The 23,036-nt window shown below is 44.5% G+C and carries 21 protein-coding genes and 1 pseudogene; 5 read left to right on the forward strand and 17 right to left on the reverse strand.

Annotated features, from left to right (window positions below; all coding sequences use genetic code 11):
• Positions 1-28 precede the first annotated feature (28 nt).
• Entirely contained in the window at positions 29-715 is a 687-nt protein-coding gene (locus JHD69_RS08200) for a L,D-transpeptidase family protein (protein WP_199139201.1), read from the forward strand.
• Positions 716-741: 26 nt separating this feature from the next.
• On the opposite strand, the gene JHD69_RS08205 is transcribed toward JHD69_RS08200, so the two are convergent.
• The 15 genes and pseudogenes from JHD69_RS08205 to dctA all read right to left on the reverse strand — a co-directional run bounded on the left by JHD69_RS08205 (position 742) and on the right by dctA (position 18,261).
• Positions 742-1,428 (reverse strand): phosphonatase-like hydrolase, encoded by a 687-nt coding sequence (locus JHD69_RS08205; RefSeq protein WP_199139203.1) that lies wholly within the window; start codon positions 1,426-1,428, stop codon positions 742-744.
• A 35-nt stretch (positions 1,429-1,463) separates the two neighbouring features.
• Positions 1,464-2,744 (reverse strand): DUF5690 family protein, encoded by a 1,281-nt coding sequence (locus tag JHD69_RS08210; RefSeq protein ID WP_199139205.1) that lies wholly within the window; start codon positions 2,742-2,744, stop codon positions 1,464-1,466.
• A gap of 188 nt (positions 2,745-2,932) precedes the next feature.
• Positions 2,933-3,676 (reverse strand): 3-oxoacyl-[acyl-carrier-protein] reductase, encoded by a 744-nt coding sequence (gene fabG, locus JHD69_RS08215; protein WP_199139208.1) that lies wholly within the window; start codon positions 3,674-3,676, stop codon positions 2,933-2,935.
• A 181-nt stretch (positions 3,677-3,857) separates the two neighbouring features.
• A complete protein-coding gene (locus tag JHD69_RS08220) occupies positions 3,858-4,952 on the reverse strand; it encodes an agmatine deiminase family protein (RefSeq protein ID WP_199139210.1) in 1,095 nt (364 codons plus the stop codon).
• Entirely contained in the window at positions 4,952-5,305 is a 354-nt protein-coding gene (locus JHD69_RS08225; RefSeq protein WP_199139212.1) for a four helix bundle protein, read from the reverse strand. The genes JHD69_RS08220 and JHD69_RS08225 overlap by 1 nt, the downstream gene beginning before the upstream one ends.
• 110 nt (positions 5,306-5,415) lie before the next feature.
• The gene (locus tag JHD69_RS08230) at positions 5,416-6,291 is read right to left on the reverse strand and encodes a carbon-nitrogen hydrolase (protein ID WP_199139214.1); all 876 of its coding nucleotides are present in this window, start codon (positions 6,289-6,291) and stop codon (positions 5,416-5,418) included.
• Positions 6,292-6,459: 168 nt separating this feature from the next.
• Complete coding sequence (locus JHD69_RS08235) at positions 6,460-8,424, reverse strand: SPFH domain-containing protein (RefSeq protein ID WP_199139216.1); 1,965 nt, start codon at positions 8,422-8,424, stop codon at positions 6,460-6,462.
• 314 nt (positions 8,425-8,738) lie between these two features.
• On the reverse strand, positions 8,739-10,115 hold the full coding sequence (locus tag JHD69_RS08240) for a TlpA family protein disulfide reductase (protein ID WP_199139218.1): 1,377 nt from the start codon (positions 10,113-10,115) through the stop codon (positions 8,739-8,741).
• 88 nt (positions 10,116-10,203) lie between these two features.
• A pseudogene (locus JHD69_RS21460) lies at positions 10,204-10,317 on the reverse strand (cysteine-rich CWC family protein); the annotation flags it as partial.
• Positions 10,318-10,552: 235 nt separating this feature from the next.
• Positions 10,553-12,931, reverse strand: coding sequence for a ribonucleoside-diphosphate reductase subunit alpha (locus JHD69_RS08250; RefSeq protein ID WP_199139222.1), 2,379 nt, complete (start codon positions 12,929-12,931; stop codon positions 10,553-10,555).
• A gap of 141 nt (positions 12,932-13,072) precedes the next feature.
• Positions 13,073-14,050 (reverse strand): ribonucleoside-diphosphate reductase small subunit, encoded by a 978-nt coding sequence (locus JHD69_RS08255; RefSeq protein WP_199139224.1) that lies wholly within the window; start codon positions 14,048-14,050, stop codon positions 13,073-13,075.
• Between the two features lie 438 nt (positions 14,051-14,488).
• Positions 14,489-14,875, reverse strand: a complete 387-nt coding sequence (locus JHD69_RS08260; protein WP_199139225.1) for a septal ring lytic transglycosylase RlpA family protein — start codon at positions 14,873-14,875, stop codon at positions 14,489-14,491.
• Positions 14,876-15,241: 366 nt separating this feature from the next.
• Positions 15,242-15,721 (reverse strand): methionine-R-sulfoxide reductase, encoded by a 480-nt coding sequence (locus tag JHD69_RS08265; RefSeq protein WP_199139226.1) that lies wholly within the window; start codon positions 15,719-15,721, stop codon positions 15,242-15,244.
• Positions 15,722-15,968: 247 nt separating this feature from the next.
• Positions 15,969-16,841 (reverse strand): succinate--CoA ligase subunit alpha, encoded by an 873-nt coding sequence (gene sucD / locus JHD69_RS08270; RefSeq protein ID WP_199139227.1) that lies wholly within the window; start codon positions 16,839-16,841, stop codon positions 15,969-15,971.
• A gap of 145 nt (positions 16,842-16,986) precedes the next feature.
• On the reverse strand, positions 16,987-18,261 hold the full coding sequence (dctA, locus tag JHD69_RS08275; RefSeq protein ID WP_199139228.1) for a C4-dicarboxylate transporter DctA: 1,275 nt from the start codon (positions 18,259-18,261) through the stop codon (positions 16,987-16,989).
• Positions 18,262-18,438: 177 nt separating this feature from the next.
• On the opposite strand from dctA, the gene JHD69_RS08280 reads away from it, so the two are divergent.
• Entirely contained in the window at positions 18,439-18,870 is a 432-nt protein-coding gene (locus tag JHD69_RS08280) for a hypothetical protein (protein WP_199139229.1), read from the forward strand.
• Positions 18,871-19,053: 183 nt separating this feature from the next.
• Complete coding sequence (locus JHD69_RS08285) at positions 19,054-19,284, forward strand: hypothetical protein (protein ID WP_199139230.1); 231 nt, start codon at positions 19,054-19,056, stop codon at positions 19,282-19,284.
• A 19-nt stretch (positions 19,285-19,303) separates the two neighbouring features.
• On the opposite strand, the gene JHD69_RS08290 is transcribed toward JHD69_RS08285, so the two are convergent.
• Entirely contained in the window at positions 19,304-21,097 is a 1,794-nt protein-coding gene (locus JHD69_RS08290) for an ABC transporter ATP-binding protein (protein WP_199139231.1), read from the reverse strand.
• A 110-nt stretch (positions 21,098-21,207) separates the two neighbouring features.
• Entirely contained in the window at positions 21,208-22,011 is an 804-nt protein-coding gene (gene truA / locus JHD69_RS08295; RefSeq protein WP_199139233.1) for a tRNA pseudouridine(38-40) synthase TruA, read from the reverse strand.
• A gap of 106 nt (positions 22,012-22,117) precedes the next feature.
• Between truA and JHD69_RS08300 the strand changes: the two genes are divergently transcribed.
• Positions 22,118-22,576: a DUF4293 domain-containing protein gene (locus JHD69_RS08300; RefSeq protein WP_199139235.1), complete on the forward strand. Its 459-nt coding sequence runs from the start codon at positions 22,118-22,120 to the stop codon at positions 22,574-22,576.
• Positions 22,577-22,585: 9 nt separating this feature from the next.
• Positions 22,586-23,035 (forward strand): VOC family protein, encoded by a 450-nt coding sequence (locus JHD69_RS08305; RefSeq protein ID WP_199139237.1) that lies wholly within the window; start codon positions 22,586-22,588, stop codon positions 23,033-23,035.
• Position 23,036 lies beyond the last annotated feature (1 nt).

Here is a 23,036-nt window from a genome sequence, read left to right on the forward strand (position 1 = left end):
TAATTTGTTTGCGAAATAGCGCAAGTAAATGAAAAGATTGATCAAACTTTTATGCTTATTGGCAATGACAACTACGGCAATGGCCCAGAGCGGCTTTAAGGAAAGCCAACTCAAATTTGAAAGGGTAAAAGAAGCTTACGACCAAAAATGGGCTAGCCTGCAACAAGACTTGCTGAAAGCAGGTTTTAAAGGCGATTTCAAATTAAAGATCATGGCCTACAAAGCCGAGGGCAAATTGGAGCTCTGGCTCAAAACCGCATCGCAAACAGGATATAAGTTGTTCAGAACCTACGATTTTTGTGCGCATTCCGGCACATTGGGACCTAAGGTAATTGAAGGCGACGGACAAACCCCTGAAGGTTTTTACAAAATCAACGTGTTTAACCCCATGAGCAGTTTCCATTTATCGCTGGGTGTTGATTACCCCAATGCGACCGATTTGGCCAGAACCGGCAAAGACCGCAAACCGGGTGGCGATATCTACATCCACGGCAATTGTGTAACGGTAGGCTGCATTCCGCTCACCGACGAAAAAATAAAAGAGGTATACGTATTGGCCGTAGAAGCACGCAATGCTGGCCAGCAAAACATTCCGGTAAGCATTATGCCGTTTAGGATGACCAGGGCCAACCTTGAGCATTACCTCAAGGTTTATCCTTCGCAAAAGGCTTTCTGGGAAAGCCTATACGCCACCTATATCAAGCGCAATGGCTAACGGTAAAACTCTTACCAGCCATGCTTTTAGCCAAGCTGCAAAATGGCAGGCAAGTCGGTCAGGCGCTCTAAGATATAATCGGGTTGTACGGTTTGTAACTGTGCCTTGGTTTGTGCACCACTTAATACGCCAATAGTGAGCCCACAGCGGGCATTTTTGCCTTCAAGGATATCGATTTCAGAATCTCCTGCTTTGAGCACTTGACGAGGATCAACAATGCCAAACAATTGCATGGCTTTTTGGATCATTTCGGGATGTGGCCTACCCTGTGTTACATCGTCGGCGGTAATCAATGCATCTACCTGTTCGCCTATTTTCCAGTTAAGTTTCTGAAGCAGCTTGGTGGCCGTTTTAAGGTCGTATCCGGTATTGAGCACCACCTTGATGCCATTGGCCTTAAGTTGGGCAAAAAGTGCCTCTATTCCGTCAAAGCCCTTGATTTCGGCTTCGTTGTAAACAGCCTCCAAGGTTGGCTTGAAGCGGCCGAATGCCCTGTCTGCAATTTCTTCGACAGGATTTGCCTGGGTATAGGCCGTCAGGATATCCATAATGGCTTGGTATTTTTCCTTGCCCGCTCCCTGCGCCAACACCTGCGCCAAACTCAGGTCGAAACCCTCTTGGTTAATCACTTTTTGAACGGTTTTGTAAACCATGTTATCTTCATCAACCGTAGTTCCGGCCATGTCAAAAACCGCTAGTTTTATATTTGTCATTTCTTAGTTTGTTTAAATATCAATGGCAAAAGGCGCTAGGCTACTATGGCCAATTGCTTGTTTTTTTGTTGTATTTTGTTGTTGAAATAAAGCAGTACCAAAATCAATATGGCCAGCATGCACACTGCCGAAATATGATTGAGCGAGATGAAAAAGCTACCCCAGCTTTGCTTAAAACCTACAATTTCTTTAAGTATCAGCACGGCTACACTACCCAAATAGCCCAAAGCATCGGCCAGGTAAAATAAAAAGCCCACATTGCCCTTGTAGCTGAGCAAGGCAATCAGCCTTTCGAACAATAGGCAATGGAATAAGATATAAGGAAGGTAAATGCCGATACCACTTGTAATGATCCAGGCCACGGCGTTCATTCTTTCGTGCTGGTAAAGCATGGTAGACAACAGGATGAGCAAGGCACTGGCTATGGCCAATCCTATGCCAAAATTAAAGGCAAGCTTGTTTTTCCTGATCAGTACACCCGCTGCTGCAATAACAAGTACGACAATGGCAATCGGAATTTCTGTAAGCGTAATAAGCTGTGGCGCTTTGGCCAATCCTTTTTCGGCCCAGAAATCTACGATGAAATTATCCCTAAAGTCTCTTACGATGGTAAGGAGCACATAAATGGCTACCAAAGCAAAATAACCGATCCCGTTCGACCTTAAAAATGCCTTGCGGTCGGCCTTGTACATAGGCACACGCACTGTTCGCTCCTCGATGTCTTTTTCATTGGGCATTTTTGCTTTTTTCAGCATCCAAAGCGAGAGCAGAAATACAGGCAAAAACAACAGCCCGGTAACAAAGGGCATGGCAAATTCGCTTATGCCCAAATTCTGGATTACCAGCAGCCCCACGGTTTTAACCAGGCCGGTAGAGAAAATAAACGTGGCACTCAGAGCGGCAGCCAGCAGTTCGGTATTCCTTCTGCCTTCGATAAACGAAAAAACCACGCCAAAAACAATGCCTAAGGGCAAACCGTTGAGGAAGAGCGCAATTACCTTAAACCTGGTCGGCAGCAGGGCAAAAAGACCGAGCATGGCCAAGCCAAAAAGAATAAGTCCCAGCAGCCAGCTTATCCTTCTGCTTTTTGGCATCTCCGAAATAATCTTGATGCCCAGAAATTTGGAAACCATATAACCCAGAACCTGACTAATGACAAAAGTAGTCTTGGCATCCAAGCCAAAGCCAATATCAACCTGAGCGTACTGTCCGGCGAGAAATGATTTCCTGACGGCATACATTCCAGTATAAGATAGAAAGACCGCTATCATGATCCAAATGGTAGCAAACCTGTTTTGTTCAGCAATGTTTTTCATAATGAACCCGACTGGTAAATCGATTGGTTCAAAAATCGAACACTAACATTAAGCGAATGTTACAGCACCATTAAATGTATAGCATAAATAAACATAAAATAGTTTAACTAAACAATTAATTTGCTCAATGCCAAAAAAAAGCGGAGAGCACAAACCCTCCGCCTTTCTTTTTCCAATTTCTTCAGTGCTTAAAGCATACCGCCACAAACCGATAGGGTTTGCCCGGTGATATAAGCGCTCATATCTGATGCCAAGAATACGCAAGCATTGGCAATATCTTCGGTTTCACCAGCGCGTTTCAGCGGAATACCAGCTTCCCAACCTTCAACCACTTTCGGATCCAATACATCGGTCATTTCGGTACGGATAAATCCTGGAGCGATGACATTGGCACGGATGTTACGTGAACCCAGCTCTTTGGCAATAGATTTGGTAAAACCGATGATACCGGCCTTAGAAGCCGCATAGTTAGCCTGACCAGCATTGCCCGTAACGCCAACTACCGAACTCATGTTTATGAATACGCCTTTACGGGCTTTCATCATTACTTTAGAGGCAGCCTTGGTGACATTGAAAATCGATTTCAGGTTTACATTCATAACATCGTCCCAGTTTTCTTCGCTCATGCGCATCAACAGGCCGTCTTTGGTAATGCCCGCATTGTTCACCACAATATCGATGGTGCCAAATTCGGCCACAATATCATTGATCAGCTTTTCGGCTTCCTCAAACTTTGAAGCGTCTGACCTGTAGCCTTTCACCTTGGTGCCAAAGCTTTGCAGCTCTTTTTCCAAAGCCTCGCCTTTTTCTACAGACGACAGGTAGGTAAATGCAACATTGGCCCCTTGTTCGGCAAATTTTTCGGCTATTTTACGCCCTATTCCTTTTGATGCACCTGTAACCAGGGCTGTTTTTCCTTCTAGTAATTTCATTTAATTTAGTTTATGTCAGTCTGAGCCTGTCGAAGACCCTTGATGGCTGATTTTGTTTAACTCAAACCAAAGATATAGCTCTATTTTTGTTTTTAAAATTAGACTGTTTAATTATTTCATCCCTAGCTATCCTTCGAGCTCAGGATGTATAACAATAGCCCCTGGCAACCGAAAATTAAAACTAAACGGCTGGTTCTTGTTGGCTCAAACAATGGAAGCTGCCTAAGCCCCAAATAATATCTGTCGAATCGATACCGATAACCTCCCTGTCTGGAAAGGCTTTTTGGATGATTTCGAGCGCCGGCTTGTCGTTCACATCCCTAAAGGTTGGTACAATAACGGCCGCATTGGCGATGTAAAAATTGGCATAAGAAGCCGGCAAACGGGTGTCTTCGTAAATGACCGGCGATGGCATCGGCAATTTGATGATGTTCAACGGTCTTCCATCAAGCAACTTCATGCCTTTAAGTGCTTCCAGGTTTTCTTGCAGCAACAAATAGTTTTCATCCAGCGGATTGCTTTCTACCACCGTAAGCACGGTATCTTCGTTTACAAAGCGCGTTATATCGTCGATATGGCCATCGGTATCATCGCCTACAATGCCATCGCCTACCCAAAGCACCTGTTCGGCACCATAGAACTCTTTCAGGTAGGTTTCAATCTGTTCTTTGTTCAGGTGCGGATTTCTGTTTTCGTTGAGGAGGCAGGCCGTACTGGTTAAAATGGTTCCTGCACCATTAAATTCTACCGAACCGCCTTCCATCACGATATCCGGTGTAAACAAAGGCAGGTTAAAGTGCCTGGCTATTTTGGTCGGGATCACATCATCCAAATCGTAAGGCGGATATTTACCGCCCCAGGCATTATAGCCCCAGTCGACCACCGCTTTTTCTTTGCCTTTTACCACAAACGCCGGACCATGGTCGCGGCACCAGGCATCGTTGCTCTCGTTAAAATAAAATTCGATTTGGCTCAAATCGGCCTCCACTTTTTGCAATTCGGCAATAGCGAAAGCCTTCATTGCTTCATCCCTGACGTTGATGCGTACTTTTTCGCCTTTGGCAACGGCTTTGATAAACTGGCAATAAGGAGCGTAAATGGTTTCGATCTTGCCCGGCCACGAAGCCTCTTTATGGGGCCAGCTTAGCCAGGTTGCCTCGTGTTTGGCCCATTCGGCAGGGAAAGTGTAGCCTTGTTTTTTGGGCGTTGACAGTTCGGAAAGCGAAGAGTCCGAAAGTCTTTTGATATTATCGTTATTAGTCTCTTTGTTAGACATTATTTCAATGATTTGATCAAAGCGTTAATCATGACCAGCACCTCTTCACAGGAATGATACAGTGTCGAAAAACGTTCTTCATTTATATATTTTCTTCTCTTAGTTAAGTATAAGCAAGCTACGACTTCAATATCTGAACGCAACGAGTATCTTAAAAATCTACAAAACTCTGCGTTACTCTGTCCTGTACTGCCTTCAGCTATATTCAACACTACAGAATCTGCTGCTCTCTTCATCTGCGAGCTTAACACATAAACTTCCTCCCTTGGAAAAGTCCTTGTAAGTTGGTCAATTTCATCAGCTAAGTCCAATGCTTTTTGCCAAACTTTCAGTTGTTCAAATTTAAATGACATAGGTGTATGTTTTTAGGTAGACTGAAATATACAGCATCTATGTGTTTTTCAAAAACTTGTCATTAGATTTTTTGAAAGCAACTTACGGGCTTCGGTCTCCCGACCTTATCCTAATCTCCGTCCAAATACCTTTTGGTAATCGGTTGGTACGAATCTATCCTTCTGTCTCTCAAGAAAGGCCAGTGCTTGCGGAAGAAGTCGGTTTCCTTGGTATCGAGTTCAACCACTTCGGTTTCTTCCTGATCGTGCGAAGCCAGGTAAAGAATACGGCCTTGGGCGTTGGTAGCGAAACTGCCGCCCCAGAATTTCATGGCGCCATCCTGCTCAAAACCTACACGGTTAACGCTCACTACAGGTACGCCATTGGCTACTGCATGCGAACGCTGAATGGTTTGCCAAGCATTGTATTGGTCTTTGTTGGTTTCTTCGTCTTGGTCGGTAGCCCAGCCAATTGCCGTTGGATAGAACATGATATCGGCGCCCATTAAGGCAGTAATTCGCGAAGCTTCAGGATACCATTGATCCCAGCAGATCAAAATACCGATTTTGGCATATTTGGTTTGAAAAACCTTGTAGCCCAAATCGCCAGGCGTGAAGTAGAACTTTTCGTAATAAGCCGGATCGTCGGGGATGTGCATTTTGCGGTATTTGCCCAAATAGCTGCCATCAGCATCCAACACTGCAGTGGTATTGTGATAAAGGCCTTCGGCACGTTTTTCGAACAACGAGGCAATGATAACCACGTTGAGCTCTTTGGCTACTGCCGATAAAGCGTCCGTTGACGGACCTGGGATGGCTTCTGCCAAATCAAAATTATCATAGTCTTCTACATCGCAAAAATAAAGCGAGGTAAAAAGCTCTTGCAAACAAACGATTTGCGCGCCTTTAGCTGCGGCTTCCCTCACCTTAACAATCGCTTTGTCGAGGTTTTCCTGTTTATTCTTGGTACAGCTCATCTGCACCAAACCTACTTTTACTTTGCTCATCTTTTTTAAATTAGAGAATGAGTGAATGATAAAATGAATGAATAAGCTAACATTCAATCATTCAACATTCAACATTCAAAATTACGGGGCAAAGGTACAAAAAAGCTTGGAGGCTGGAAAGAAGAAGATAAGACTTGCAAAGTTTCAAAACTTCGCAAGTCTACTTGGCTAATCTTTTTGTGGTTTGGTTTTAACCTCTAGCACTTCGGTTGTTGCTGCTGTTGCAATCAGTTGCTCCTTGCCTTTTTCGGGATCCATCATTTCCATCAGTTTCAAGCCCAGAAGTCCGTCTATGGCTGTACCGCCCGCATTGGCCCCGCCACCAATCAGCACATCGGGGATTAGTTTGATGTGGCCTTTTGAGAGCTCTTCGGTAATTTTGTAGCGGGTAAAATTCTCACCACCCAAGGCTTTAACGGCCAGTTCATAAGCTTCGGCGGTTGATTTACCCACGGCCAGGATTTTTCCGGCTTCGGCACTACCGGTCAACGAGATCTTCTCGGCTTCGGCCGATGCCCTTAACTTGATGGCTTCAGAATCAGCCTGTGCCCTGGCTTTCGTAGCTTCGGCCTCGGCATGTGCACGCATTTTGGTGGCTTCGGCCTCTGCGCCAACGGCCAGTTTTACGCCGGCAGCATCACCTTCAGATTTTTTAACGGTTGCACTTGCGGTACGCTCGGCAATTTCTACGCTTTGTTGCGCTTTTACGATATCCTTTTGCATATCGGCGATGGCCGTTTCTTTTTCCATGCCCTGACGGGTTTCCTGTGCCTGTTTTTGGGTATTGTAGGTTATTTTTTGTTCTTCGGCAATTTTACGGTCGGTTAGCGTTTTCATCAGCGACTCTGGCGGCACAATATCGCCGATCAAGGTATCAACCGCATTTACGTTATATTCGTCCAATACTTTACGGATATGGTCTTTAGCCGATTCCTGGCGTTCTTTACGGGTGCTTAAGAAAGCGATTACATCACTATCTTGGGCCGAGTTACGGAAATAGTTGCCAATGGTTGGCTCCAAAACCTGCGACACCAGGTTCACCATGTTACCGAAACGGGCAATCACTTTTGGCGCTTCCGTGGTAGGCACATGAATGATCTGCGCCACATCCAAATTGAATGGGAAACCATCTTTAGAACGCACCGTAATGGTCGACAGGTTTTTATCGAGGTTGTGCGCCTCGCTGCGTGCGCTTGCCCAATTCAGCACCAAGTTGGTGGTAGGCACCAGCTCCACCTTCATGGTATATTTGTTGATCGGGTATTTGCCCGGGCCAAGCGGTTCTAACCAAACACCTTTAGAGCCCTTGGCTACAATATTGCCATGTTTAAAATCCGCACCAGTAAGGTCGTTGCCTTCCTGTCCGACGTAAGAAATGACCACGCCAACATAACCAATGGGGATTTCCGTCATGGGAGTTTCTTCCAATTGAATGGCCCACGGATTGAGGTTGTACGAACCGGCCAAGATTACCTGAGGTTGCAAGCCCCTGTTGCCATTGTTTTTAATAAAGGCATCAAAGTCTTGGAAATTATTATGTCCTTCTGCCCATTTGCCCGCAATTTGGTTAGCCTCGATAGGTAAGCCATCCAAGGTTGTTACAATGCCCACCATGCTTTCCTGTATGCGGACCATATCGGTAATAGACACCTGAAACAGCAAGGTGTTGATACGATAGGAACCCGAGGTAATGTAGGTGGCCTGTCTGCCTCGCTGTCCTCCATTTTCCAAGAATTTAACCGCATCCTGAAAGTTATCGCTATCTACGCGCTGGCCCAAAATGTTTCCGGTTGGAATTTCGGCACCGTCTTTGGCCATGATCAATCCGATTTTCCCTTCCGGAATAACCGTAAACTGTTCCATGGTAACACTGTACTGCCAAAACCACATGCCAAAGTAAAGTCCGGGGGCCAAGGTTTTGCCCTGAAAACCGGCTTCGCCTTTCAGGGCGATAATACGCCCGTCGGGCAATTCCCTTTCCGAACCAAAGAGCACGAATTTTTTAGTAATTAGCCCGATCCTGTCTTCGGGCACGATCACCATCCCAAATAGGAACCTCAAAATATACTTGTATAACACCAGGCAAATCAATGCCAATAAAACCCACCAATAATTTAAAATCAGCGTTTCCATAATATTTGTTTTTCATTTTTTTTACAGCAGATAAACCATTTATCTAGCGTGATATAGATGTGTAAGCCGAGGGTTTGTTACCACTTTTCGGAATTATTTTCAACAAATATTTTCGGTGCATTTAAGGCCTCAAATAGCTTTCAGGGACGATTTTCGCCAAAACACCAAGTACAGTTGACATTTGCGGGAATCGTGATTTAAAAGGGCTGAAAAGGGCCTGAAAATCGATTTCTTGGTTTGTGCCGGTGCCTACAGAAAAACTTGCAAAAACGCCCATACGCGTTTTTAAAAATTTGCATGGGCGTTAGGCCTAATTATTTCTCTTCGGCAAGTTTAGACAGCTGCGCAAAAGCATCGAGTGGCCGGGGCGCTTTTTTTTCGATAATCGTACCGTCTTTGCCAATGATAACATAATGTGGGATGCCGGTTAGCTGAAAGAGCTGGTTGGCTTCACTAATCAATTGCGGACTTAACAAATAATGTTCGCCCTCAATTTCCAGTTCTTTACGGGCGGCTAGCCAGTTTTCTTTTTTGTCGTTATAGCCAAAGTACAGAAATACAACATCTTTGCCTTTTAGCTTATTTTTGAGTTGCCTGGCATTGGGCATTTCGCTACGGCATGGCGAGCACCAGCTAGCCCAAAAATCGAGATAGATGACCTTGCCTTTATATTTTTTAAAGATCTCGTTGAGCGAAGCACTTTGGCTTACGTTTTCGGTAGAGCGGTTGCTCTTGGCCAATTTTGCCAAATAGGCGTTGCGCTCATCGGCAATAACCTGCAACAGTTCTTTGTGGTTTACCGATGTCTTGAATTTTTGCAACATGGCATTGTATAAACTATCCTTGCTGTTGGCGGCAAAAAACATCATCTGCCTGGTTAGGAACACCTGCTTGGTTAAGCCGCCCAGGTTGTCTTTTGTGCCAAACTCAAAGAAATCTGCAATTTTTAAGGGGAACTTAGACCCGTTGATCTTAAAATGCATGTAGTAATTGGCCAAGTCGTTGTATTCGCTGGAGTGCATGGCTGCATAATCGTCGTTAAAACCATTGGCGGTAAGCAAGGCTACGTAATTAGGATCCGCTCTTTGTTCGGCGCTCAGCTGTTCGACCAAGGTCCGTTCGTAAGGTTCGTATTTGTAAAGGGTTTTGAGCCATTTATAGTAATCATCGCCCAACTTATTTTGCCGATGGTAGTCTTCTAGCGTAGCCAACTGAAATTCGGCGCGTTCCTTGCGCAGCTTTAGCACTTCGGCGGGATTAAGGCCCTTAAGCTTTTCGTAAAAGTCGCCATATTTTTCGTTTTGTTTTTTGTCGAGGTAGCTTAAAAAATTAACCTCTGCGGCGTTTGGGCCTGTAGCCGATACCCTGTTCCTCATCGTTTGTGTAAAATCGATCACCAGGTTAAGATCGTGACCGGTACAGAGGTCTAACAAGGCAAACTGATCGCCCTGTTCAATAAGCCATTCCTGAATAGCCTTTTCGGGTAAGGTGATTTCAAATTCGCCTTTGCTGTTGAGCTTGGCTTTGTAGCGCTGGCCGTCTCTGGCCCTCGTAATGGCATTAAAGCCGTTTTTACGAAATGCGATAACGCTGTCGGTACTGTTTTTAACGACGCCCTTTACCTTAATGTTTTGGGCAAAGGCCGTAGCGGCAACTAGCCACAGGCCAGCTAATAAGAGATGATTTTTCATGGTTGCTTTTGATTGGTTCAGACCAAACTATAAATATAGTTTACCAATTGCAACTATTTAGGAAATTTTAACATTTGCAAGCAGGCGCTTAGATGGAAGCCCTGTATTCTTCCTGCAATTCGAATAAACATTTGGCGCATAAACAGCCATCGTAAAGCTCACTGATGTGCTGCACTTCATTTATGGTAAGCTGTACGGCACTGCATTGGCATTTGGTGTACGCATTGGCCTTGCACTCTATAGCAGTGCCACATCTTTCGCAGGGAATGATTTCGTGTTTGCTATGTTTGATAGGGCTCAAGGTTATGGGTTGTGAGTTATGAGTTGCGAGTTATGGGTTGTGAGCTATCCTCACATTGCAAAAGTAGGAACAAAAAATAAGGTTCTGAACTTTCGCCCAAAACCTTACTTTATAATTATATCTAGCTTGCTGGCTACTAGCCTGAACAGCTGATGCAGCCTTCTTCCATGGTACAAACCGGACCTGAAATGATTTCTTCTGCCGGATTTTCGATTACCTCTGGGATAACCGCCTCCATGGCTTTGCCAGCTTGATTCTCTACCGTAAACTTCACCGCTTGCGAGGCTGCTTGCGTACGTAGGTAGTACATACCAGTTTTCAAGCCTTTTTTCCAAGCATAGAAGTGCATTGATGTTAATTTCGAAGTATTTGGCGCATTGATGAACAAGTTTAGCGATTGCGATTGACAGATATAAGCGCCCCTATCGGCCGCCATATCAATGATGTTACGCATCTTGATTTCCCAAACTGTTTTGTACAGTTCTTTGATGTAATCTGGGATTTCAGGGATGTCTTGGATCGAACCGTTGGCCAAAATGATCCTGTCTTTCATGGCCGGGCTCCATAGGCCTAAAGCAACCAAGTCTTTCAGCAAGTGTTTGTTTACCACGATAAACTCGCCGCTCAATACCCTTCTGGTATAAATGTTCGAAGTATAAGGTTCGAAACATTCGTTATTGCCCAAGATTTGCGAAGTAGAAGCAGTTGGCATTGGTGCTACCAATAAAGAGTTGTACACACCGGTTTTCATCACGCGTTTGCGCAATTTATCCCAATCCCAACGGTTGCTACTTGGCTTTACGCCCCACAAATCGAACTGGAATTTGCCTTTAGACAATGGCGATCCTTTGAAGGTTTCGTACGGGCCATGTTTCTCGGCCAAATCAGCAGAGGCTGTCATGGCGGCGAAGTAAATGGTTTCGAAAATATCTTTGTTCAATTCTTTGGCGGCATCGCTTTCAAAAGGATAACGCATCAAGATAAAGGCATCGGCCAAACCTTGCACACCCAAACCAACCGGACGGTGGCGCAAATTAGAGTTTTCGGCCTCTTTAACAGGATAGTAGTTGTGATCTATAATCTTGTTTAAGTTTAAAGTAGTTTGATAAGTTACGTCGTATAGTTTTTGGTGGTCGAACTCGCCATTGATCACGTATCTAGGCAAAGCCAACGAAGCCAAGTTACATACGGCTACCTCGTCTTTAGAAGTGTATTCGATGATTTCGGTACACAAGTTAGAACTTTTAATGGTGCCCAGGTTTTGCTGGTTCGACTTGCTATTGGCCGCATCTTTGTACAACAAATAAGGTGTACCGGTTTCGATTTGCGAATCTAAAATGGCAAACCATAATTCTTGTGCTTTTACTACTTTGCGGGCTCTTCCTTCTGATTCGTATTTAGTGTATAATTTGTTGAATTCTTCGCTGTGGCAATCGGCCAGGCCTGGTGCTTCATCTGGTGAGAACAAACTCCAATCGCCGTTTTCTTCTACGCGTTGCATGAACAAATCGCAGATCCAAAGGGCATAGAACAAATCGCGGGCACGCATTTCCTCTTTACCGTGGTTTTTGCGCAAATCCAGGAATTCGAAAACATCGGCATGCCAAGGCTCCAAATAAATAGCGAAGGCACCTTTACGCTTGCCACCACCTTGGTCTACATAGCGGGCTGTATCGTTAAATACCCTCAACATCGGCACGATACCGTTGCTGGTACCATTGGTACCGCCAATGTATGCGCCAGTTGCACGAATATTGTGGATGCTTAGACCAATACCGCCAGCGCTCTGCGAAATTTTGGCCGTTTGTTTCAAAGTATCATAAATGCCTTCGATGCTGTCGTCTTGCATGGTGAGCAAGAAGCACGACGACATTTGGGGTTTTGGCGTAGCCGCGTTGAACAGGGTTGGCGTAGCGTGGGTAAACCAGCGCTCACTCATCAGGTTATAGGTTTTGATGGCGCTATCGATATCTTCTTTGTGGATACCTACGGCTACACGCATGAACAGGTGTTGCGGGCGCTCAACAATTTGGCCGTTTACCTTTAGAAGATAGGATTTTTCCAAGGTTTTGAAGCCAAAATAGTCGAAGCCGAAATCTCTGTCGTAGATGATGGTACTATCCAGGATATCGGCGTTGTTTTTGATTACTTCCCAAACATCGTCGGCAATTAAAGAGGCCGATTTGTCGGTTTTGGGATCGATATAGTTGTACAGCAGCTCCATCGTTTTAGAAAACGATTTGATGGTGTTTTTGTGCAGGTTGGAAACCGCAATACGCGATGCCAACAAAGCGTAGTCTGGATGCTTTGTAGTTAAAGACGCTGCCGTTTCTGCCGCAAGGTTATCCAGTTCTGATGTAGTAACACCATCATAAAGCCCTTCGATTACCTTCTTGGCCACATCAATCGGGTCTACTAATTCTGCATTAAAACCATAACATAACTTCTCAATGCGAGCGGTTATCTTATCAAACTTTACCGCTTCCTGGCGGCCATCTCTTTTTATTACAAACATCCTATCAATTATTTAATGGTGCGTACCTTACGATAGCGGCACCAGGTTTTAAAATATTTTATTATTACTAGCAGTTAGATGTGAGATTTGAGGCCTGAGACTTTATCCTCAACCTTAAACCTTCCATCTCTAAGCCTTGCTTTAAAAATCGTCGTCCAACGAAAATGCCGAAGCTTTGTTGTCTGATGCGGTCAATACGCCGCTTTTTTGGTAATCGCCTACACGTTTTTCGAAGAAGTTGGTTTTGCCTTGCAGCGAAATCATCTCCATAAAATCGAATGGGTTGGTTGAGCCGTATATTTTTTTGTAGCCCAATTCAGATACCCATCTGTCGGCCACAAATTCGATGTACTGTTTCATCAAATCGGCATTCATGCCGATCAGTTTTACCGGCAGGGCATCGGTGATGAAGTCCTTTTCGATTTCAACGGCATCTTTGATGATGGTATGCACCTGTTCTTCGCTTAGTTTGTTTTTCAGCATGCTGTATAACAGGCAGGCAAACTCGCAGTGCATGCCTTCGTCTCTTGAAATCAGCTCGTTGCTGAACGTTAATCCTGGCATCAGGCCACGTTTTTTGAGCCAGAAAATAGAGCAGAAGCTACCGCTGAAGAAAATGCCTTCTACCGCAGCAAAAGCCACCAAACGCTCGGCAAAATTGCCGTTTTCTATCCAGCGCAAGGCCCATTCTGCTTTCTTCTTCACGGCAGGAACGGTTTCTATGGCATGGAACAAGCGGTCTTTTTCTTCAGGATCTTTCACGTAGGTATCGATCAGCAAGGCATAAGTTTCCGAATGGATGTTCTCCATCATGATCTGGAAACCATAAAAGCACCGTGCTTCTGGAATTTGTACCTCGCTCATAAAATTTACGGCCAGGTTTTCGTTAACAATACCATCGCTGGCGGCAAAGAAGGCCAAAATATGGGAAATGAAATGGCGCTCGCCACTGTTCAGGTTATCCCAATGCTTTTGGTCGTCGGATAGATCGATTTCTTCGGCCGTCCAAAAACTGGCTTCGCTCTTCTTGTACATTTCCCAAATAGCGGGGTATTTAATTGGGAGGAGCACAAAGCGGTCTTTGTTTTCCTTTAATAGTAATTCTTGTTCCTTCTCCATTAGCTCAATTTTTAACGTTTAGCAAATTCTATTTCGGGCATCATTCCGGGAATGGTGCCATGGGCACCCGATTCCTTTGCTAGCCCTCCTTATCTCGGAAGCCTTTATCAAATATCCACCGCCGACAAACCGCATCCAGCTGGAAAACTTAAAAAACATTCGATTTTCAATGCTTTTTAACCAACTAAATATGAAGTACTTAATAATATATCGGAGTGGATTCTTTTTAAAGAACTTTGTTTAACAAATATAAATGTTGACCCCTGTTTTAGGCCACAAAGTTGTTAACATCCTGTTTGATTCGACCTGATTTTTCATCAGTTTTTTGTCAGAAACGACATAGAAAAAAGCTAATTATTTCTTTTTAAGGACTTAGTAAATTAAAACGAGTGTTAATAATTTTAAAAACCGTGTTGCGACACTCTTTTTTGGAGTACGTTAGTCGGGCTTTACATAGGCAATTTCCACACGGGCATAACCCAGTTTGTAAATGCCCAAAGCCTTGGCAGCTCCCTGCGAAATGTCTAAAGAAAACTTCTTGCTAAAAGGCCCACGGTCGTTCACTTTCACCTCAACGGTTTTGCCGGTTACCAGGTTTTTCACCTTGATGATGGTGCCAAAAGGCAAGGTGCGATGGGCCGCCGTAAATTTCTTGGCGTGGTATCTTTCGCCGCTGGTGGTTTTGCGTCCTTCGAATTTTTTGGCGTAATAGGTGGCCAATATGATTTGCTTGGTGGTATCGGTAGCTTTGGCCACTATTTCTTGCGCCTTTACGGCAAAAGAGGCAAAGCAGAGAATCGCTAACAGCTGTAAATGATATTTCATCTATTCATGGTTTTTTGCTGGCCAGCCGAAGCTTGCCATGATCAAAATATACATTCCGTTACGCTACAAATTAAAGACAATCTGCATCATCTATTTGTTAAGCGGATGGCAAATATACAAAAACTGGACTGTTTGGCTACAACCAGTTTGTTTATTCTCCCTGCAGGAGTACGCGCTGGTGTGCAATAACCTGGCCACAGCTCATCAGATTCGACCTAACTGTTGGCCTAGGCCTCAAAAAGCGGCCAAACCTTAACAGCTTATGCTATTAAGGCAACCTGTAGCATGTTGCAACGAAAGATCAAGGGCTATATAAAACGAATGCCCAGCTTTTGCCGGGCATTTGTGGTTGTTACGGGATATTTCTTATTGCTTTTTATCAGGCACAAAATTCATGGAGATAGAATTTACGCAATGGCGGGTATTTTTGGCAGTCAGGCCTTCGCCTACAAACACGTGGCCCAAGTGGGCACCACAATTGGCGCAGATGATTTCGGTACGCTGTCCGTCGGCATCGGGTACACGCTTCACAGCACCTTTAATTTCATCGTCGAAAGCCGGCCAGCCACAATGGGCATCGAATTTAGAATCAGATCGGTACAACGGCGCATTGCAGCGCTTGCAGGTATAGGTTCCTTTTTCAAAAAACTTGTCGTATTTGCCGGTACCCGGATATTCGGTTCCTTTACGTACGATTACGTCTTCTTCTTCCTTGGTTAATTTGTTGTATTCCATGTGCTTAGTGGTTTTTGAAGGCGCTTTCTTATCTTGTTGCGCACAGGCGGCCAAACCTGTCAACAGCAACAAGCCGAGCACCATAACTGTTTTATTGATCATTGTTTTCATTTGATGTACTGTTTACAAACTATATACGCTTTGTCGCGCCTTTTGGTTTTTGCTTACAGCCTTATACAAATATAATCAATCGAAGGGGTTTTTAGCGACTTGGGCTCGTTAGGTGAAAGTCATAATTGGCAAAACACTTGCGGAGTTTTAAAAACTTCATAAGTGTTGCTGATACGAACCCCATCAACGCAAAAAGCATCCTACCAGGTAGAATGCTTTTGCTATCGTAAACCCAAAAATGGTTTGCTTACTTTTTCAATAGGTTAGCCATGGCTGCGCCAATTTCGGCAGGACTTTCTACTACGGTAATACCGCACTCGGCCATGATCTTCATTTTGGCCGCCGCTGTATCGTCGGCACCGCCAACAATGGCGCCAGCGTGGCCCATTCTGCGTCCCGGAGGCGCTGTTTGGCCAGCAATGAAACCTACAACCGGCTTGGTACCGTTTTCTTTGATCCAAAGGGCTGCTTCTGCCTCCATGCCGCCGCCAATCTCGCCAATCATGATGATACCTTCGGTTTCTGGATCGTTCATCAACAACTCAACAGCTTGTTTGGTGGTTGTACCGATAATCGGGTCGCCACCGATACCGATAGCCGTAGTGATACCCATGCCTGCTTTTACAACCTGATCAACCGCTTCGTAAGTTAAAGTTCCAGATTTTGAAACCACACCTACCGTACCTCTTTTGAAGATAAAGCCTGGCATGATACCGATCTTAGCTTCGTCGGCAGTGATGATACCTGGACAGTTAGGACCGATTAAACGGCAATCCCTGCCGGTGATATAAGATTTTACAGCAATCATATCCTTGGTTGGGATACCTTCTGTAATACAAACGATTACTTTAATGCCAGCCTCTGCAGCTTCCATAATGGCATCGGCTGCAAACGGAGGAGGTACAAAAATAATAGATACATTGGCGCCAGCTTTATCAACTGCATCTTTTACAGTGTTAAATACAGGTCTATCCAAGTGTGTTTGGCCACCTTTGCCTGGGGTTACACCACCAACAACGTTCGTACCGTAAGCTATCATTTGCTCAGCATGGTAGGTACCTTCGTTTCCGGTAAAACCCTGAACAATTACTTTTGAATCTTTATTTACTAAAACACTCATTATATCTATTTTTTTGCATGCAAATCTAAGGTAATTGAAATGCAATGTCAACTGCAAAAGGCAGATAATTTGTCACATCTTTATTTTACAGGGAGACCTTGATGGTTTATTGACATTAAAGGGGTTAAAGCCTTAGAAATTCCATTTAAAAATGATCTCCTTCTGCTTTTTCAATAGCCAGGGGCTTAATGGCGTTCCGGTATTTTTCTTCGTCAAATTCGTTTTCGCTTTTGGCAATTACGATGGTGGCAATGCCGTTGCCAATCATGTTGGTAATGGCGCGGGCCTCGCTCATAAACCTGTCTACGCCCAATAAAATGGCAATATGCTCAACCGGCATGATCTTGAGCGCCGTAAGCGTACTGGCCAGCACAATAAAGCCACTACCCGTTACGCCGGCTGCCCCTTTCGAGGTGACCATCAGTACCGCCATGATCGAAATCTGCTCGCCCAGGCTCAAGTCGATGTTGAATACCTGCGTTAAAAAGATAACCGCCATGGCCAGGTAAATAGAAGTGCCATCGAGGTTGAAGGAATAGCCCGTTGGGATCACCAAACCCACCACTGACTTATCGCAACCAATATCTTCCATTTTACGCATCATGCTGGGCAACACCGACTCTGACGACGAAGTACCCAAAACGATCAGGATTTCCTGCCTGATGTATTTAAGGTAAGCCCACAAGCTAAACTTATAAAAACGGCAAATCAGGTTAAGCACCACAAAAATAAAAAGGAAACAGGTGAGGTAAACCGAGCCCATCAGGCTGGCCATCGGCTTAAGCGTACCAATTCCATAGGTACCGATGCTAAAAGCCATGCCCCCAAAAGCCCCAATGGGCGCCACGCGCATCACTACCTTCATCATGTTGAACAGCACTTTTGAAATCTTGTCGAAAGTGCCCAGCAACGATTGGCCCGGAGCGCCGAGCTTGCTCAGTCCGTAGCCAAACAAAATAGCGAAGAACAAAATCTGCAATATTTCGCCCTTGCTAAAGGCCTCGAATATATTTTTCGGGATGATGTGCGTTACAAATTCAAGCCATTTGATTTCGCCCGCCTGCTCGGCATATTTGGCAATTTTGGTTACATCGCCTTCGGGCACCTTAACCCCAACTCCTGGCTTTAAAATATTGGCTACCAAAAGGCCAATGGCAATGGCCGCCGTGGTTACGATCTCAAAATACAGCAGGGCCTTGCCTCCTACACGGCCAACCCGTTTCATATCGCCCATATGGGCAATGCCCAAAACGATGGTAAAAAATATGATGGGCGCAATCAACATGCTGATGAGGTTGATGAAGCATTTGCTGATGAGCTCGGCACTTGGCGCAAACCCCGGAAACTGCACCCCTACAATTACGCCGAGGGTAATGGCCACCAACACCTGAAAGGTTAGATTAGAAAGTATAGACTTCATCTGCAACAGAAATTAAGGTTGAAATATAAAACTATTTTCTGGCGAGACGGCTATTTTTTAGCAAATGGAAAAAAAAGCATCGGCATTAGATAAATAAAGACAATTTGTACGTTATAAGCGCTATAATCCTGTTTTACTGGATTAATGCCTATCTTTACTCATAAGAATGCCATCAAAATGAAAAATTTTTGCCTTTCCCTTTTTTTTATCGCCACCTTACTATTTGTTTACTCCTGTAAAAAAGAGGTTGTTGAGCCGCAACCCCTGGTGCAAAAGCAGATTTTGGGCAGATGGCCTTTAAGGTACACCATCAAGAACGTAGCTGTAGACAATATCCGGATGTGGCCAGATACCACCAACATTTACAACCCGGTTGATACGCTCGTTTTCAGAACCGATGGCAAGGTGATTACCCGCAGGGCTGGCGTAGCCATAGACAGCACGACCTATAGTATTGATGCCCAAGGAATGCACATTACCTTCGGCACCGGCTCTCCAAAAAAACTAAGCTTTGTACGCTACAAAAGCTTGGGCATTGCCACCGAAACCATTGTTAAAAACGGATCGAGTACCACTACAACCATAATCGAAGACCAGTATTTCAGGTAAGTTCCCAATATCCCTATTTAATTGTCTTTCAATCGATAAGACATCTGTTTTCTTAGTAAAAAAACGCGAACCTTCTTTGAAATCCGAAGTTTCGCGTATCTTAAGGAGAAATTTTATTGCGACAGCCTTATAGGCCGCCTCGCCATGACTTTTCAAGCATCCTAGAATTAACCTCAAAACAGCATGATGAACAAAACCAACAAGATGAAATTTGACTATAACGGAGCTACAGTCCTTTCAAGGAACGAAATGAAAAACATTGTAGGTGGCGTTGGGCCCAACAATCCACGTTGTGGCGAAATTTGCCCTCCGTTTACTTCAAATCCAGAAATCAGGTGCGTAGATGAATGTGGCGATTGTATAAGGGTAGAAGCGAGTATCTATGTCTGCATGGTACCTTTAAACGAAAAATAAGCCTATATATAGTTAACTGCTATTCTTCTTTGGCAATTCCGGCCGAAGAAAACTGCAATTCGTACAAACGCTTGTAGTAGCCGTCTATTTTAAGCAGCTGCTGATGGGTACCTTTTTCCTTGATTTCGCCTTTGTCGAGCACAATAATCAAATCGGCCTTTTGGATGGTCGACAAGCGATGCGCAATCACGATGGAAGTCCGGCCATGCATCAATTTGTCGATGGCATTTTGAATCAGCATTTCGGTTTCGGTATCAACCGATGAGGTAGCTTCGTCGAGCACAAGTATGGCAGGCTTGTAAACCAGGGCGCGGATAAACGAAAGCAGCTGGGCCTGTCCGGCCGAAAGCGTAGCGCCACGTTCCATCACATTGTAATGGTAGCCTCCCGGCAAACGTTCGATAAAGTCGTGCGCACCCACTTTTTTGGCCGCAGCCACTACTTCATCAATGGTAATTGCGGGATTATTAAGGGTAACGTTATTCAAAATCGTGTCCGAAAACAGAAATACATCCTGTAATACCGTAGCAATATGGCTACGCAGGTAACCCAATTCATAATCTTTGATGTTTACGCCATCAACCTTGATGGTACCTTGCTGTATTTCGTAAAAACGGTTAAGAATATTGATGGTAGAAGACTTACCCGCCCCCGTAGCTCCTACTAAGGCAACGGTTTGCCCCGGCTTTACCTCGAACGAAATATTTTTAAGCACATAGCCATCTTCGGGCACTTCGCCGTCTTGATTATAGCTGAACCACACCTGTTCAAAACTGATTTCTCCCTCCATTTTGGCTGGCGCATAAGTGCCTTTGTTTTCGGTGGCCTCATCGGTATCGAGCACTTTAAAAACGCGTTCGGCCCCTACCATGCCCATTTGCAGGGTATTGAACTTATCGGCAAGCTCCCTGATGGGCCTAAACAGCATGTTGATGAACATGATGAAGGTGGTAATGGTTCCGGGCTTTACACTTAATGGCTTATCTAAAATCATTTTAGCACCATACCAGATCAACAAGCCCAACGAAAGTGCAGAAATAAGCTCTACCACTGGAAAAAAGATAGAATAATACCAGTTAGAACGGATATTGGCATCTCGGTAGCGCGAATTGATTTTTTTAAATTTCTTGTACTCCTGCTCTTCCCGGGCAAAATATTGGATAATGGAAATCCCGCTGATGTGTTCCTGCAAGTACGTATTGAGGTTAGACACCTCGGTTCTGATTTCCTGAAAAGCCACTTTAATGGCCTTTTGAAAAATACGGGTTGCGATAATAAGAAAAGGTATAGGCAGCAGCACCACCAGGGTGAGCTCCCAATCCATACTGAGCATCCAGCCGATAATAACCACCACCTGCAACAAATCGCCAACCATGGCAATCAAGCCTTCTGAAAAGATATCGGCAATGGTTTCCAAATCGGAAACGGTACGTGTAATAAGTTGCCCAATAGGCGTTTGGTCGAAATACTTGAGCCTGAGTTTGCTGATGTGGTTGAATACATTGATACGCAGATCTCTGATAGCCGATTGGCCCAGCGTATTGGTAGAGAGTGTTTGGCTGTACTGCACAAGGGTTTGGAGCACCAACAGGGCAATCATCAAGATCGTCATGCTGACCAGGCCTTGGTAATTGCCTTTTAAAATAAACTGGTCTAAGGTATAACCAATCAGGTAAGGCCTAACCGGCGTAATAACGGCCAAGAGCAAAGTAAGCACTACCGACCACCGGAAAACCGCACGATAAGGCTTTACATACTCAAAAACACGTTTGAGCAGGTTCACATTAATGGCATCTCCAGTTATTTTAGACATAGTTATTTTAATTTTGGATGATTGAATATCTTAATGAGTGAATGCTTTCCATTACAAATGAATGTTTTTAATTCATAACACATTCTATCATTCTCTAATTCTATCATTCTCTAATTCACAAATGGATACTCGACCTTAACCAAATACAGTCCACAAGCAGGCACCGACTGTCCGGCTTTACTGCGATTTTTGCTGGCCACAATATCGGCTACGCCCTGAGGAGCCAAATCGCCTTTGCCCACCAGCACCAAGGTACCGACAATAGCCCTCACCATGTTTCTTAAAAAACGATCAGCACTGATGTGGAAGACCAAACCGTCTGCCTTTTCTTCAAACCTGGCTTCGGTAATTTTGCAATTATTGGTAAAGGTTTGGGTTTTCGACTTGCTGAAACAAGAAAAATCCGTAAAACCCAACAACAACTGCGCGGCCTGGTTCATCGCATCCACGTTGAGCGAGCCTTTATACAGCCAAGAACGATCTATTTTAAAGGGGTCTTTCTCAAAATGAAGATGGTATTTATAGGAACGCGAAGTGGCATCAAAACGTGCGTGGGCATCCTCATCAACTGCAAAAATACGTTTCACCGCAATGCTGTAAGGCAAAAGCGAGTTGATTCCGCCAACGGCATTCAGCACTGTTGCTTCGGGCAGCTCGGCCACATCAAAATGCGCAAAAAACTGCGTGGCATGTACACCTGCATCGGTACGCCCGCAACCCAGGCTCGCTATTTCCTGCCTAAAGAAAATGCCCAATGCCTTATCCAAACATTCCTGAACCGTAATTCCGTTCGGTTGCGTTTGCCAGCCGTGATAGTTGGTGCCATCGTAGCTCAATTCGATAAAGTACCTTTTCTTGTTCACTTGCTGCAAAAATACTTTTTTCTGCGCATTAATCCCTTGCGCAGCCTGCATTTGCCATGGCTATTTTCACAAAATCTTTTTTCCGCTAAAGAGCGTCTGTATTTATTGCTTTTAAATGCATTTTTTAGCTAAGTTTGTTAAAATTATCTGGAATTATATGATACAAAGAATACAATCTATTTGGCTATTGCTGGCCTGCGTAACGATCAGTTGCTTAATTTTTGTTCCTATTGTCAACACTTCCATTGGCAGCGTACAATACCTTTTAACCGCACAGGGCATCTACGAAAAGGTAGGCGAACAAAGCAAACAGATAGAGGCCTCGTTGCCTGTGCTGATCAGCACCATTGCCATCGCGCTACTGGCCCTTTTCAACATCTTCAATTTCCGCAAAAGAGCCTTGCAAAAGAGAATGGCCCTCGTTACCATCGTACTGATTATCGGCCTTTCTTTTTGGTGCAGCCAATATGCCAAAAAAATACCAGGGGGATTGGAAAATGCCAATTATAAAGTTGGACTATTTTTGCCAGTCATTGCCATTTTCTTTATCCTGTTGGCCATCCGTGGCATCAATAATGACGAAAAACTGATCAAGTCTGCCGATCGTTTGCGATAGATTTGACCCATGATCAAAGGACTTTACGAAACCCATATCGAGGTCGAAAACCTGGAACGGTCTATCGATTTCTATAAAAACACACTCGGCTTAACCCAATGCCATTACGAAGAGGCGCGCCGGATTGCCTTTTTCTGGATTGGCGAAGCCCAAAGTGCCATGTTGGGCATCTGGGAAAAACCTGTAGGACAAGTAGCCAAAAGGCATTTCGCCTTCAGGTGCACGCCAGACGACATCCTGCAACATTCAGTCCAGTTCCTGAAAGACAGGAACCTGAAACCCTACAACTTTCTAAAAAACGGCAGCGACGAACCCATGGTTTTTGCCTGGATGCCAGCTATAGCCATTTATTTTAACGACCCCGATGGCAATTCGTTAGAATTTATTGCGATCTTGGAAGGCGAGGCCAAGCCCGAATTGGGCGTTGTTTCTTATGAACAATGGATGGCCCAAACCTAAC

Source organism: Pedobacter sp. ASV12 (genome assembly GCF_016429155.1).
Classification (GTDB): Bacteria; Bacteroidota; Bacteroidia; order Sphingobacteriales; family Sphingobacteriaceae; genus Pedobacter.